Source organism: Sulfuricurvum sp., assembly GCF_023250475.1.
In the GTDB taxonomy this organism is placed as follows: Bacteria; Campylobacterota; Campylobacteria; order Campylobacterales; family Sulfurimonadaceae; genus Sulfuricurvum.
The window spans coordinates 1-12,769 of the sequence record NZ_JAHFAQ010000002.1 but is presented as its reverse complement, the minus strand read 5'-3'; the positions used below and the strand labels follow the sequence as shown (position 1 = coordinate 12,769).

The 12,769-nt window shown below is 45.0% G+C and carries 15 protein-coding genes; 7 read left to right on the top strand and 8 right to left on the bottom strand.

The features are described 5' to 3' along the window. The first annotated feature begins 4 nt into the window (after positions 1 to 4). Positions 5 to 967: a TIGR01212 family radical SAM protein gene (locus tag Q0C19_RS00450; RefSeq protein WP_295051629.1), complete on the top strand. Its 963-nt coding sequence runs from the start codon at positions 5 to 7 to the stop codon at positions 965 to 967. A gap of 5 nt (positions 968 to 972) precedes the next feature. Here Q0C19_RS00450 and Q0C19_RS00445 read toward each other — a convergent pair whose 3' ends face one another. The 6 genes from Q0C19_RS00445 to Q0C19_RS00420 all read right to left on the bottom strand — a co-directional run bounded on the left by Q0C19_RS00445 (position 973) and on the right by Q0C19_RS00420 (position 5,205). Continuing rightward, entirely contained in the window at positions 973 to 1,503 is a 531-nt protein-coding gene (locus Q0C19_RS00445; RefSeq protein ID WP_295051626.1) for a DUF2393 family protein, read from the bottom strand. Further along, positions 1,500 to 2,015 carry a DUF2393 family protein gene (locus Q0C19_RS00440; RefSeq protein WP_295051623.1) on the bottom strand — a complete coding sequence of 172 codons (516 nt, stop codon included), beginning with the start codon at positions 2,013 to 2,015 and terminating at the stop codon, positions 1,500 to 1,502. Before Q0C19_RS00440 ends, Q0C19_RS00445 begins: the two co-directional genes overlap by 4 nt. Next, positions 2,012 to 2,686 (bottom strand): bifunctional phosphoribosyl-AMP cyclohydrolase/phosphoribosyl-ATP diphosphatase HisIE, encoded by a 675-nt coding sequence (gene hisIE / locus Q0C19_RS00435; protein ID WP_295051620.1) that lies wholly within the window; start codon positions 2,684 to 2,686, stop codon positions 2,012 to 2,014. The genes Q0C19_RS00440 and hisIE overlap by 4 nt, the downstream gene beginning before the upstream one ends. A 3-nt stretch (positions 2,687 to 2,689) precedes the next feature. Further along, positions 2,690 to 3,733, bottom strand: coding sequence for a prohibitin family protein (locus Q0C19_RS00430; protein ID WP_295051617.1), 1,044 nt, complete (start codon positions 3,731 to 3,733; stop codon positions 2,690 to 2,692). Between the two features lie 9 nt (positions 3,734 to 3,742). Then, on the bottom strand, positions 3,743 to 4,663 hold the full coding sequence (locus tag Q0C19_RS00425) for a branched-chain amino acid transaminase (protein WP_295051615.1): 921 nt from the start codon (positions 4,661 to 4,663) through the stop codon (positions 3,743 to 3,745). A gap of 92 nt (positions 4,664 to 4,755) precedes the next feature. Then, the gene (locus tag Q0C19_RS00420; protein ID WP_295051612.1) at positions 4,756 to 5,205 is read right to left on the bottom strand and encodes a globin; all 450 of its coding nucleotides are present in this window, start codon (positions 5,203 to 5,205) and stop codon (positions 4,756 to 4,758) included. A gap of 133 nt (positions 5,206 to 5,338) precedes the next feature. Between Q0C19_RS00420 and Q0C19_RS00415 the strand changes: the two genes are divergently transcribed. After that, positions 5,339 to 6,754 (top strand): aldehyde dehydrogenase family protein, encoded by a 1,416-nt coding sequence (locus Q0C19_RS00415; protein ID WP_295051609.1) that lies wholly within the window; start codon positions 5,339 to 5,341, stop codon positions 6,752 to 6,754. Positions 6,755 to 6,845: 91 nt separating this feature from the next. After that, on the top strand, positions 6,846 to 7,313 hold the full coding sequence (gene bcp, locus Q0C19_RS00410) for a thioredoxin-dependent thiol peroxidase (protein ID WP_295051607.1): 468 nt from the start codon (positions 6,846 to 6,848) through the stop codon (positions 7,311 to 7,313). Between the two features lie 27 nt (positions 7,314 to 7,340). On the opposite strand, the gene Q0C19_RS00405 is transcribed toward bcp, so the two are convergent. Further along, on the bottom strand, positions 7,341 to 8,870 hold the full coding sequence (locus tag Q0C19_RS00405) for a DUF3373 family protein (protein ID WP_295051604.1): 1,530 nt from the start codon (positions 8,868 to 8,870) through the stop codon (positions 7,341 to 7,343). A gap of 302 nt (positions 8,871 to 9,172) precedes the next feature. Between Q0C19_RS00405 and rpsB the strand changes: the two genes are divergently transcribed. The 4 genes from rpsB (at position 9,173) to fliR (ending at position 12,525) form a co-directional block, all read left to right on the top strand. Beyond that, positions 9,173 to 9,952, top strand: a complete 780-nt coding sequence (gene rpsB / locus Q0C19_RS00400) for a 30S ribosomal protein S2 (RefSeq protein WP_295051601.1) — start codon at positions 9,173 to 9,175, stop codon at positions 9,950 to 9,952. Positions 9,953 to 9,954: 2 nt separating this feature from the next. Continuing rightward, positions 9,955 to 11,022 (top strand): translation elongation factor Ts, encoded by a 1,068-nt coding sequence (gene tsf / locus Q0C19_RS00395; protein WP_295051598.1) that lies wholly within the window; start codon positions 9,955 to 9,957, stop codon positions 11,020 to 11,022. Between the two features lie 93 nt (positions 11,023 to 11,115). Further along, the gene (locus Q0C19_RS00390) at positions 11,116 to 11,757 is read left to right on the top strand and encodes an ABC transporter ATP-binding protein (protein ID WP_295051595.1); all 642 of its coding nucleotides are present in this window, start codon (positions 11,116 to 11,118) and stop codon (positions 11,755 to 11,757) included. Positions 11,758 to 11,760: 3 nt separating this feature from the next. After that, positions 11,761 to 12,525: a flagellar biosynthetic protein FliR gene (fliR, locus tag Q0C19_RS00385; RefSeq protein ID WP_295051592.1), complete on the top strand. Its 765-nt coding sequence runs from the start codon at positions 11,761 to 11,763 to the stop codon at positions 12,523 to 12,525. Here the strand turns inward: fliR and Q0C19_RS00380 are convergent. After that, a partial coding sequence (locus tag Q0C19_RS00380; RefSeq protein ID WP_295051590.1) for a hypothetical protein occupies positions 12,517 to 12,769 on the bottom strand: 253 nt, incomplete at its 5' end. The genes fliR and Q0C19_RS00380 overlap by 9 nt on opposite strands.

The following is a 12,769-nucleotide window of genomic DNA, read 5'->3' as shown; positions in this document are numbered from 1 at the left end:
CTTTATGCGGGAGCAGATTTTCACGTACGGACAATATCTGCGCCGTAAATTCGGGGCTAAAATCTCGAAAGTTCCCGTTTCAATCTCCGGATTCACCTGTCCGAATATCGACGGTACGGTCGCTAAAGGGGGATGTACTTTTTGCGAAAACGATTCATTTAGCCCAAGTTTGGATCGTGCCCGCGAATTGAAAGGTTTTTTCCTCAATCTCCAATCACTCTCCAACCCCCATTTGGAAAAACAGCTCCAGCAATTAGAGTGGCAGTTTAATGCACTCTCTTCACGCTTACGCGATGAAAACACTGCTGAGAAGTTTATGGTCTATTTTCAAAGCTTTACCAATACCTATGCACCGTTTGAGACTCTTAAAGCGCTGTACACCAAAGCTCTTAGTTTTAATAATGTTATCGGAATCAGTATCGGAACCCGATCCGACAGCATTACGGATGAGACGTTAGAATATTTAGCATTGCTTTCACGTCATACGGAAGTATGGATTGAGTTTGGTATACAATCGGTCTACGATACGACATTAGAGCGTATAAATCGCGGACATGACAGTGCGAGTGTCAAAGAGACGATTCTCAAAGCGAAATCGTATGGATTGAATGTCTGCGGGCATCTGATCTTCGGTCTTCCGGGAGAAACAAAAACAATGATGCTGGAGACGGCAAAAGAGGCGTACGCTTTAGGAATCGATTCGGTGAAATACCATCCCCTGTATGTGGTTAAACGGACTGCATTGGCAAACGAATACGCAAGGGGGGAATTTGAGCCGATTACCCAAGAGCTCTATTTGGAAGTACTGAAAGAGGCGCTTCTTCTTAAACCTCACCATGTGAGCGTCCAACGCATCAGTGCCGGAATCGATGATGAAAGTTTGGTCGCACCGCTATGGTGCAAAGATAAAAACAGACAGATCCGATCAATCAATAAAGCCTTAGAAACTGTGGGACTAAAATATTAACCGACTTAGTTGGCCTTTGCCGTAACGTCAAAGGTAGCATGCTGAAAGTATGGGGGATAATCCATCATTATGATAAATGTTTTAGACTTTCCGGGACTTAAATAATCGGCAATAACCTGCTCTTTTGCTATTGTTTGGCGTTTAAAATTTGGATTATCCCCTTCGTAGATCTCGGCAAATGCGGATGGCTGAGTAAAGATGGATTGTTTTCCGGTGACGCCGCCGTGGGAATTAATCAGTTTCACGGTTGCAACAACATTTGCGACCGGATAGTTTCCTACGTTACGGACGGTTCCTTTTAAGAGAATCTGCTCAGATTGGTAATAGCGCTCTTGATCGAGTTGTGAAACTTCAAGAACATAAACCTTCTCATTGATGGATATCCAACTAAAAAAGCCTATTAAAACAAGGATAAGCGATATCGTAGTAAAAATAGAAAACTTTGAATTTGTCCGCAGTGAGACAAGAATTCCAATTAGAAACAGAAGTCCCAGTACGACTAATAAAAGATAATGCCATATCGTTAACGGGCTCATCGGCATTCCGCCTTTATAGTGATATTGAAGTCTTTAGTATAGCTGAACGGTTCAACAAAAAGTTTAAAGGGTTTTGATTTGCCCGGAGGTATACTCTCGATCACTTTCAGAGAACTTTTTTTAAACGGAACATAGGGATAGAGACGATCTAAATAACGGTTGTGAGTGACTTTGTAGACACCTGTAGAAACGGTACATTCCTGAAAAGAGCGTTTCGAAGTGTTGCTGATATCCCCTTTTATTAAAAGCGCCTCGGTAAATTGGAGTGCTTTAACTTCATGGAGAATAATTTTGTTTTTAAACAGGTAGTGATGCAGCTGAAGGTATCCGACAATCGGTCCAGCTGTCAATACGCCAAATGCCAAAACGACAAAAGCAATTGCCAAAGCCATTTTATGTCGCAGAGCAATTGCCAATACCAATAACAAGAGAAAAAGGACAAAAATTCCTCCGAAAAGGAAGTAATCGTAGATAATCAGATGATGGATGAACTCGATTATTTTTGCTTTCATTTTTCCCTAGCGTTTTTCTCCGCAATCCCGCTCATCCCGAATCGTCGGGCAAGCTCTTGTTTGATACGATCGGGAGAGATATTTTTGTGTCCCAGTGCGACCAAGACGTGATACACTAAATCGGCACATTCGTAAATAATTTCATCTTCATTGCCGTCTTTGATTGCAAAACTGAATTCACCTGCCTCTTCGACTACTTTTTTGAGGATCGCATTATCCCCTTTACTTAAAAGTTTGGCGGTCCAAGAGGTTTCAGGATCAGCGTTTTTACGATTGAGGATCGTATGGTAAAGTTCATCGATAATGCCGTAAGTCGTTGTTGTATCGATTTGGGGCTCGCTGATGGATTCACCGGTTTCGATGTCGGTAAAGAAACAGGATTTACGTCCGGTATGGCACGCTACCCCTTCTTGACGGACGATAATGAGGAGCGTGTCATTATCGCAATCGAGGAGAAATTTTTCGATCTGCTGCAGATGACCGCTCGATTCCCCTTTTTTCCAAAGACGCTGTTTGGAACGGGAGAAGTAGTGGGCTATTCGCGTCGAAAGGGAGAGCTCCAATGCTTCACGATTCATATACGCCATCATCAATACTTCCAAAGATGTGGAGTCTTGGACGATAACGGGGAGAAGCTCTGATTTTGCCCAGTCGATTTGATCTAGATTCATCGTTTACTTCCCTGCTGAGCTTATTTTTTGACTGTCGCCGCTTTTGGTATCGAGCCAAATGTTTGGAGTAGAGCCTCCCGGAGTGAGAAAAATTTTGGCGTCTTTGTTCTCTTTAAGTGCCTCATTAAATTTACCCTGCACTTGAATTTGTTCAAGTTTTAACAATCCCGGTGTGAGTGAAGCCCCGATGAGGTGGTTGGCTTTGGCTTGTGCTTGTGCTTGGATAGTGATAGCATTTGCACTACCTTGGGCTTCCGTCTCTTTTTTGAATGCTTCTTGTTTTGCCCGCTCGACATCTTGTTGTGCACGCTCTACTTCTTGTTTTGCGACTTGAACCCGCTCAATTTGGTCTTTTACTTTTTCAGGAAGACCGATTTCGCGGAGTTGAATCGATTCAAGTTGCGCAGGAGCATTTTTCTGCCCTTCTACGGTTTTGCGGATACCGGCTTCGATTTGAGTCGCGATAGCATTACGCATAATCGGGAGGTTTTCGGCTTCATATTGACCGATTACATTTCGGACAACATCGCGGGCAACCGGGTCAATAATTTTATCTTCCCAGCTGAATCCCCAATTTGAGATAGTTTTAGCCGCAAGCTGTGCATTCAGACGGTATTGAACGGTAATATCGATGGAAACAGGCAGTCCCCGTTTATCCAAAACGGCAATCGCCGGTTTGAGGACAATACCGTCTCCGGCAGTGGACGCACGGTCAATTTTATCGGCATAGTTGATAATTCGTACTTTGGTATCAACGATGTAAACTTTTTGGATCAAAGGGATCAGAAAGTGGAGCCCCGGCATTAACGCTTGCTCTTCGTATTTACCGTTGGTTGAGAGGATACCGCGTTCCCCTTCGGTGATAATAATGAACGGTTTGGCTAAAATGAGGAGTAAAACTATTCCGCCGATGATCCATAACATTCCCGCTTTTTGGCCGTTCATATTAAAATCAAATTTTGGCGGCTTGGGAGCATTAAATCCGCCCCCTTTGTTTGCCTCTTCTTTTTTCTTTTTATTAAAGTAGTCGTTCATATCACTTGCCATGCAGGATCCTTAATTGATATAGGTTAAATAGTGGTCGTAATCAGGATTGCGCCCGCATACTATGTCGAAATAAGCCGCTTGAATTTTCTCCGTCAACGGCCCGCGTCCGCCCGCACCGAGTACCCGTGCGTCTACTTCGCGAATCGGGGTGATTTCTGCCGCCGTTCCGGTGAGGAATGCTTCATCGGCCACGTAAATCTCTTCACGGGTGATTTTTCTTCGGGTTACTTTGATCCCCATGTTTTCCGCCATCTCGATAACGGTTTTTTGGGTGATCGATACGAGTGAGTTGTCATTCGGAGGGGTAATAAGTTCACCCTCTTTGATAAGAAAGAACGATGCTCCGCTTGCTTCGGCAACGTATCCCTCATCATCGAGGAGCAACGCTTCATCGTATCCTGCTTCTACCGCTTCAAATTTTGCCATTTGAGAGTTGAGGTAGTTACCGACCGCTTTGGCTTTACCCATGTTCGATTTGTTATTTGGACGGCTGAAGGATGAAATTTTCAAACGGATTCCACGCTTCATCCCCTCTTCTCCGAGGTATGCGCCCCATTCCCATGCTGCAACGGAAACCTCTACCGGTGCTTCTTTGTGGTAGACACCCATAACACCGTAACCGAGGTAAACGATCGGGCGGAGATAGACGTTTTCTCCGGTAAATTCGTTTGCTTTCAAAAGCTCAATTTGTGCTTTGTTAAGTTCTTCAACGGTGTAAGGAACAGTAATAAGGGTCATTTTGGCCGATTCGATCAGACGTTTTGTATGGTCGTTCAGACGAAAAATTGCGTACCCTTTAGGGGTTTTATACGCTTTAGTTCCCTCGATAGCACCGTTACCGTAGTGCAGTGTGTGGGAAAGGACGTGAATTTTTGCTTCACTCCACGGGAGCAGTTTGCCGTTCATCCAAATGTATTTGGCTTCATTCATAGGGAAGATCTCCAAAAGAAAAATTGGGAGATTTTAGCGCAGATGTGATTTAAGGTTTATTAAGAGAAGATCCCCGCCAAGCGGGAAGCCGTTTAATGTGAGGGTGTATTGATCATCCAAATGGAAAATACATCGAGATAGTCCCAAAATGATTGGATATATTCGGGATTTATCCCCTCATCTTCGAGCTTAGGGAGCAATGCGGCGTAAAATTCCAGCCATCGGCGTCGTCCGTGTTCATCGATACGAAACGGTGCATGGCGTCCGACCATACGAGGTTCTCCGCGTGTTTGAGCAAAATAGTCCGGTCCGCCGCAGATTTGGATGAGAAAGTCCGCCGCGTGTTTTTTGGCATTGGCGAAATCTTCATCATCATTGACCGGAAATAAAAATGCAATATCGCTGTTTCGGATCATCTCATAATGATCATCGACGAGGCGGCGAAAACGCTCTTCCCCTACTTGGAAGAAAAACCCGGGATGGGGTTTGGTGACGGGAGGGCGTACCCCTAAAACACCGTCGGTAATTTTAAGTTCAAGCATAATGATCCTCTGCGTATTTTTGAGACATATTCTAAGAGGTTCTTAAAAAGAAAGAGCTTAAATATTTTCTTTCCCCCTTGTTTTAGGTGATGATTTGTATAATTGAAACATAATTTAGGACGGAGACGATTTTATGGACGCACACGTTTGGATGGGATCATGTCAGGTGATTGCACAAAGTTACAATGAGCGTCTCAGTCCGTTCGACGGACGTGTCGTTTCACGCGTTGCTGAGTGCAGTGCCGATGATGCACGTGAAGCTCTCGTAATAGCTAAAAATGCTTCTAAAGTTGCAAAAAAAATCCCGTTGTATCAGCGGTGCGCATGGCTGTTGGACGTCGCATCAAAGCTCAAAGAGCAACGCGAAATATTTGCAAAAATATTGTGTGATGAAGTGGGCAAACCGATCACCTATGCGCGGATTGAAGTGGATCGGTGCATCGAGACGATCACTCTCTCTGCTGAAACGATGCGTACATTGCACGGCGAGACGATTAATACCGATGCAATGGGCAGCGGGCGGAGTGCGCATGCGTATTGGCGCAGAGAAGCGGTCGGAGTCGTTGTTGCGATTACCCCTTTTAACTTTCCGCTGAATCTTGTAGCCCACAAATTAGCACCCGCATTGGTTGCAGGAAATGCCGTTGTTCTTAAACCGACTCCCGAAGCGCCGTTATGCGCATACAAGTTGGCACAGCTTTTTATCGAAAGCCCCTATGCAACGCCCAATGCTCTCAGTGTCGTTTATGGGGATGCGGAAGTGGGAAGTGCATTGGTCGGCAGCGACATTCCTCGCATCATTAGTTTTACCGGATCGGTGGGGGTAGGTAATATCATCACAAGAAGTGCGGGGATCAAAAAAATATCTCTCGAACTGGGAGGGAATGCGGCAACGTATATCGATACGAGTGCCGATCTCGATTATGCCGCATCACGGTGTGCGATAGGGGCATTTGTGAATTCCGGACAAGTGTGTATATCGCTTCAGAGAATTTACGTTGAGAGTACCGTTTATGATGCGTTTGCCGCTAAAATGACCGAGGCTACCTCCAAGCTTGTGGTCGGTTCTCCCTACGAAGAAGATACGTTTTTAGGACCGCTGATCAATGATGAAGCGGCACAGAGGGCTATGAGCTGGGTAGAGAGTGCGATCGAAGAGGGGGCACGTCCTCTGAGCGCTCCGCATCGAGAGGGACGAATTTTTTATCCGTGCGTCATGGCCGATGTGACCGAGTCGATGAAAATCGTCTGCGAAGAGGTATTTGCCCCTATCGTCAGTTTGGTACGTGTGGATGGAATTGATGATGCAATAGTGCGTATGAACGATTCACCGTACGGTTTGCAGTTTTCGGTTTTTACCAACAATCTTGCCCATGCGACTAAGGCTATTGATCAGCTCGATGCCGGTGGTGTAGTGATCAACGATATGCCGACGCTCCGTTTTGATATTCAACCCTACGGCGGTGTTAAACTCAGCGGTGTCGGACGCGAAGGTCCCCGTTTTGCAATAGAAGAATTTACCGAAATCAAATCAATAGTCATTCTTTGAATTTGGGCTTACTGCCGAAGTAAACCTAGTGTTAACGTAGCCAATCGGGATCTATTCCGATGGCGTTAAAATAATAAAAAAGGTATTAAAAATGTTAGAAGTAGGAAGTACTGCCCCCGATTTTTGTTTGAGTAACCAAGACGATGTAGAGATCTGTTCCCGCGATCTGCGCGGAAAATGGATCGTTTTGTATTTTTATCCCAAAGACTCCACTCCGGGGTGCACGACCGAAGCGTGTGAATTTAGCCAGGCGATGGATGAGTATGATGATCTGGGAGCGATTATTCTTGGGGTAAGTGCCGACAGTACTAAATCCCACCGCAATTTTATTGAGAAAAAATCACTTGAAATCACCCTTCTTAGCGATCCGACGACGCAAATGATGCAAAATTACGGCGTATGGGCAATGAAAAAAAATTACGGTAAAGAGTACATGGGGATCGTCCGATCAACCTATATTATCGATCCAAAAGGGATCGTAAAGGCGGCATGGACAAATGTGAAAGTGAAAGATCATGTAGCAAAGGTAAAAGAGGAATTGGCAAAAGTACAAGGGTAGTTCCCGCAGGGGCGGAAACATGAAAGATTAGAATTTATATCGTAGATAAGCGCGGATATCCTGTGCTTTATCGACGATACTACCGCCGTAACCGGCACCGATGGCTTGATCCATGCTCATGGGTGTTCCCGTGACACTTCCAAAAAAGCCGTTGCTTCCGCTGTAATCGTAGTCAATATAGGTATAGCGAAGCTGGAAAGTCAGAATGTTATCGACTAAAGGCTCGGTGACGTAGAGCTCATACGCATCTCCGCGAGCGGCGATTTTCGAACCGATCAAAGTGTCTTCACCATAGGTGATCGGGCGCCAGTAGTTTGAACCGTGATTAAATTCAGCCCCCCATCGACCCTCATCACTGATAAGAGAGGGAAATTGTGTTCCGATCCAGTAACTGTATCCTGTTTCGCTATCAAATGAGCCTAACATACCTTGTTTCCCTGTCCCTTTATAGGGGTCAGTTTTAGACATTGCTCCGCTGATAAAAACCATCGTATCATCCAAAAAGTCACTCCATCCTTCCCCGATACCGTTGACCATAGCAAAAGCAGTAGCGGTATGAAGTCCTCCGACACTCTCCATCGCGCCGCCCGGAGTAGATTGGTCTATTAAGTTATTGGCATAGGTATATTGAAAGCCGGTGCTGTATTGTTTATCGTCATAGGGAACAATGATAATGCCTCCCAGATCAATGTTATTGGTTGTGGTAGAGCCATCGCCGGTATAAGGAGTGGAAGAAAACCTCGGTTCCGCCTCACTCATTCCCCGACCTGCACACAGTTTAAAATACGATCCGCTAAGACCGGTCAACTCTTCCATCCCGAATTTGGCACTGGCACCGTCAAATTCGACATTGATCGCGTGGGCGAGGGGAGAGGAGGCTTTGACATCATCACGAAAATTGATGAGGTGACCTTCGGTAGAGGGACGGCGGCCGATACTGAAAGTCCATGGGATATCAACTCCCGCAAGTTCTTCATTAGTATAGAAAAAATAAGCGGATCGGACGCGGAGCGTATCATCATAGGCCGATTCGCCGCTGATCCAGTCAAAACCTTCCATCCCGGCGCTTGCCGTTGGGACTGCACGTTGACCGAAAATTTTGTTATACGCCAATTGTCCTACAAAACTGAGGTTTTTATTGGCGGCGTAACTCATATTGAGCCACAGCCGATTGGTGAAAAGGGCATCGTTTTCTTTCTTGCTGCCATCGGCCATTGTGTACTGAATGTTATCCAGACTGGTCCGAAAGTCGACACCGAATTTTAGATTGTTCCCGTTGGTCTTTTTATTCAAACCGTCGATTTGATCCTGAATCTCTTCGAGGGTCTCATTGACTTTGGTAGCGGAAGCAACTTCTTGTTTTGCATCTGCGGTGAGAGGTGCAGAGAGTTGAGTACTTAAACGGCTGTTTTCGGCTTTGATAGCGTTCAGTTCAGCTCGGAGTGCCGCCATCTCGCGCTCTAACTTTTCAAATCTCTGCATTAGTGCATCATCCGCCACTGCCGTTGTTGTCAGTACTACGGCAGTGATGGCTGAAATCAAAATCCGTTCTCTCATCATTTCCCCTTCTTCTCATGCCGTTTATTGCTGTAGTCGATGGTAACGAAAATTGTATAAAAGCAATTTTAAAAGGTTGCGATTTGTGTGATAAAAACGTGACGCAGACGCATTATTAAATACAGCTAAATTTAAGAGCCGTTTCAGTATAATCAGCCCGATTTTCTCTCCTCATTTTATGACGTAAGAAAAAAATCGCAAGCGAATCGTGCTGTTCTCGTGCATCCGATGTCTCATCGGCTCTGTTTGCGCTCGCCCAAGTAAACGAATGAACAAAAAATACATTAACACAGGAGCCACTTATGGTAACTATGAAAGACCTTTTGGAATGTGGTGTACACTTTGGTCACCAAACACGTCGTTGGAATCCGAAAATGAAAAAATACATTTTCGGTGTTCGTAAAAACATCTACATCATCGATCTTCAAAAAACATTGCGTTATTTCCGCAATGCGTATCAGCAAGTAGTTGATGCTGCGGCTGAGGGGAAAACCGTCCTTTTCGTAGGGACCAAAAAACAAGCTCGCGTAGCCATCCGTGATGCGGCTGTTGCATGTGGAATGCCATACGTTGACAACCGCTGGTTGGGTGGAATGTTGACAAACTTCCCGACGATCCAAAAATCAATCCGTAAACTTGACATCATCGAAGAGATGCAAGCAAACGGACAAATCAACCTTTTGACTAAAAAAGAAGCGTTGATGATGAATCGTCAAAAAGAAAAATTGATTGCATACCTCGGCGGTATCCGTCATATGAAAACTTTGCCTGATTTGATGTTCGTTATCGATGCGGTAAAAGAACACATTGCGGTTCAAGAAGCGCGTAACCTCGGAATCCAAGTTGTTGCTCCACTTGATACTAACTGTGATCCGGACGTTATCGACATTCCAATCCCTGGAAATGACGATGCGATCCGTTCAATTCAACTTTTCTGTAAAGAAATGGCTGAAGCGATCAACGAAGGTAAAGCACTTCGCAACGGCGGAAACGACGAAGCGGTAGCGGAAGAAGAAGTTGCATCTGAAGTAGCAGTTGAAGCGGCTGTCGAAGAAGTAGCAGTAGTAGCAGAGGAAGCGTAATCATGGCAGAAGTTACAGCAGCGATGGTAAAAGACCTCCGCGCGGCGACTGATGCGCCGATGATGGATTGTAAAAAAGCCCTCACTGAGTGTGATGGCGACATGGAAAAAGCAAAAGAATTTTTGCGCGACCGTGGTATGGCGCAAACCGCTAAAAAAGCGGATCGCGTAGCAGCTGAGGGACTTTTGGGTCTTAAAGTTTCCGATACCTTTACATCAGCGTCTTTGGTAGAAGTTAACTCTGAAACCGATTTCGTTGCGAAAAACGACGGTTTCATCAATCTTGTCGGCAACACAGCGGCACACGTATTTACTACAGGTGTCAGCAGTGTTGAAGAGTTGAACGAAACTGCATACGAAACGGCTACTTTTACAGAGTACTTTACCTCTCAAGTAGCGCGTATCGGTGAAAAAATCGTAGTACGTCGTTTTGCAACTCTCAATGCAGGTGCAAACGGATGTGTTAACGGTTACGTTCACTCAAACGGCCGCGTTGGTGTTCTCGTAGCGGCAACCTGTTCTGACGCAAAAGTAGCCGAAGCCCTTGCTCCGATGCTTAAAAACGTTGCAATGCACGCTGCGGCGATGAAACCGACGACATTGACCTCTAAAGATTTCGATCCTGCATTCGTAGAAGCGGAAACTATCGGTCGTATCGAAGCGATCAAGACAGAGAACGAAGAGTTAGCGCGTTTGAAAAAACCGTTGAAAAACGTTCCTCAGTACATCTCAGCATCACAATTAACTCCTGAAGTTATGGCTGCTGCTGAAGAAGCGATCAAAGCAAAATTACTTGCAGACGGTAAACCGGAAAAAATCTGGGCAAACATCATCCCTGGTCAATTGGCTCGTTTCGTAGCGGACAATACGACTTTGGATAAAGAGCTTGCACTTTTGGATCAAAACTACGTTATGGATGATTCTATGACGGTTGCCGAAGCGGTTACCAAAGAGGCTGCAAAGCATGGTGGTACTGCTGAAATCGTCGAGTTCGTTAAGTACGAAGTCGGAGAAGGTTTAGAGAAAAAAGTTGACAACTTCGCAGAAGAAGTCGCTGCTCAAATGGCGTAAAGAAACCTTTTGGTTTAATTTTCCTCATTCCCGCGAAAGCGGGAATCCTCTCTTTTTCCCCTTTATTAATCTAATTTCCTTTATAATTCCCCTATGATACTTTTAAATGCAACCTCTTTATCCCATGCTTTTGACTATCCCCTATTTGAGGATATTTCGCTCACCCTAAATGCGGGAGAGTCGATGGCGATTGTCGGTGTAAGCGGCAGCGGAAAATCAACCCTTTTGCATATTCTCTCCTCGTTGCTTCGTCCAAATTCCGGAAAAGTAGAATTGTTTGAAAATGATATTTATACGTTGAATGATTCGGCACTGGTACAGCTTCGACGCTCTGATCTTGGATTAATTTACCAAAGCCACTACCTCTTTAAAGGGTTTAGCGCGTATGAGAATCTTGAGGTTGCCTCAATTTTGGCACGTCAAAGTATAGATGAACATCTATTGAAGCGTTTGGGTATCGAGAACGTGATCCGTCAAAAAGTGACCGAACTCTCGGGCGGACAGCAGCAGCGGGTCTCAATTGCCCGTGTCCTCTCAAAAAAGCCCCGATTGATATTTGCGGATGAACCGACGGGAAATTTGGATCGCGTTACGGCATTGGAAGTAATGGATATTTTCGAAGATTATTTGAGAGAAAACCGTGCAGGGATGGTTCTCGTTACGCATGATGAATCGTTGGCATCACGATGCACGTATATTTATCGTATGCAAAACGGTACATTGAAGCGAGCATAAACTATGGAATGGGCAGAAATTTTTAGTGAAGGTCGAACCGTAGCTTTTATTTTGCTCTTTACCCGTTTTACGGCTCTTTTTATGGCAGTTCCCATATTTTCGCACATGAATATCCCCATCTCGATCAAAGCGGCGATGGCTTTTTTCTTTACCGTATTCTTTTTCGGTGCCGTCCCTCCTTTGAATATTCCGACCGATGCGCTTAGTTTGAGTGTAGCGGTTTTAGGAGAGATGCTCTTTGGTCTTGCCGTGGGGATTGTATTGCAATTGGCTTATCATGTTATCACCTTTGCGGGAGGGCAGATATCCTTTATGATGGGATTCTCACTCGCTTCGGCAATCGATCCGCAATCGGGAGTTTCGATGCCGATTATCAATCAATTTTTGTCATTATTGGCCCTGATGGTATTGCTTATTTTTGATTTGCACCACTGGATATTGCTTTACGCATCTGAGTCGATCAGTGCCGTTCCGTTGGGGGGATTCCTGATGACCCCTTCGTTGTTTCAATACATTATGCATGCCATGACGAATATGTTTGTCGTCGGATTTATGATTGCGTTTCCGATTACGGCGTTATCTATGTTGGCTGACTTGATTTTCGGGATGTTGATGAAAACTATGCCGCAATTTAACCTTCTCGTTATCGGAATGCCGATTAAAATAGCCGTCTCGTTTATAGTCCTAATGGTGACATTGGGGGCAACATTGATGATTGTTACGTCTCAAACTCAAAATGCCTATAATTTCCTCGAAAAATTATTCTAAGTACCGTTTAGCATGCTGTATCACCGGGTAAAGTGAGGCGCGAATTGCTCTGATTTTCTGTTGGTTATCACTGCATCGAATAGAGGAGCGTCCGGAACTGAAAAGTTCTTCATCAATCGCTTCATCAGCACTGCATACCAGTGATTCATCAATAAGGATGATGCTTTGCTTGATGGGTTGAGACGAGAGGTACAGATCTATATTTTTATATTGGATCAGTGAGAGCGGATCACCGCTGGGATCT

Bases quoted from the DNA above. Each gene is read 5' to 3' on its own strand.
- Q0C19_RS00405 (WP_295051604.1), bottom strand. From the start codon at position 8,870: ATGAGAGAACGGATTTTGATTTCAGCCATCACTGCCGTAGTACTGACA.
- Q0C19_RS00390 (WP_295051595.1), top strand. From the start codon at position 11,116: ATGATACTTTTAAATGCAACCTCTTTATCCCATGCTTTTGACTATCCC.
- Q0C19_RS00420 (WP_295051612.1), bottom strand. From the start codon at position 5,205: ATGCTTGAACTTAAAATTACCGACGGTGTTTTAGGGGTACGCCCTCCC.
- Q0C19_RS00425 (WP_295051615.1), bottom strand. From the start codon at position 4,663: ATGAATGAAGCCAAATACATTTGGATGAACGGCAAACTGCTCCCGTGG.
- Q0C19_RS00430 (WP_295051617.1), bottom strand. From the start codon at position 3,733: ATGGCAAGTGATATGAACGACTACTTTAATAAAAAGAAAAAAGAAGAG.
- bcp (WP_295051607.1), top strand. From the start codon at position 6,846: ATGTTAGAAGTAGGAAGTACTGCCCCCGATTTTTGTTTGAGTAACCAA.
- hisIE (WP_295051620.1), bottom strand. From the start codon at position 2,686: ATGAATCTAGATCAAATCGACTGGGCAAAATCAGAGCTTCTCCCCGTT.
- Q0C19_RS00450 (WP_295051629.1), top strand. From the start codon at position 5: ATGCGGGAGCAGATTTTCACGTACGGACAATATCTGCGCCGTAAATTC.
- Q0C19_RS00440 (WP_295051623.1), bottom strand. From the start codon at position 2,015: ATGAAAGCAAAAATAATCGAGTTCATCCATCATCTGATTATCTACGAT.
- rpsB (WP_295051601.1), top strand. From the start codon at position 9,173: ATGGTAACTATGAAAGACCTTTTGGAATGTGGTGTACACTTTGGTCAC.
- Q0C19_RS00415 (WP_295051609.1), top strand. From the start codon at position 5,339: ATGGACGCACACGTTTGGATGGGATCATGTCAGGTGATTGCACAAAGT.
- Q0C19_RS00445 (WP_295051626.1), bottom strand. From the start codon at position 1,503: ATGAGCCCGTTAACGATATGGCATTATCTTTTATTAGTCGTACTGGGA.
- tsf (WP_295051598.1), top strand. From the start codon at position 9,955: ATGGCAGAAGTTACAGCAGCGATGGTAAAAGACCTCCGCGCGGCGACT.
- fliR (WP_295051592.1), top strand. From the start codon at position 11,761: ATGGAATGGGCAGAAATTTTTAGTGAAGGTCGAACCGTAGCTTTTATT.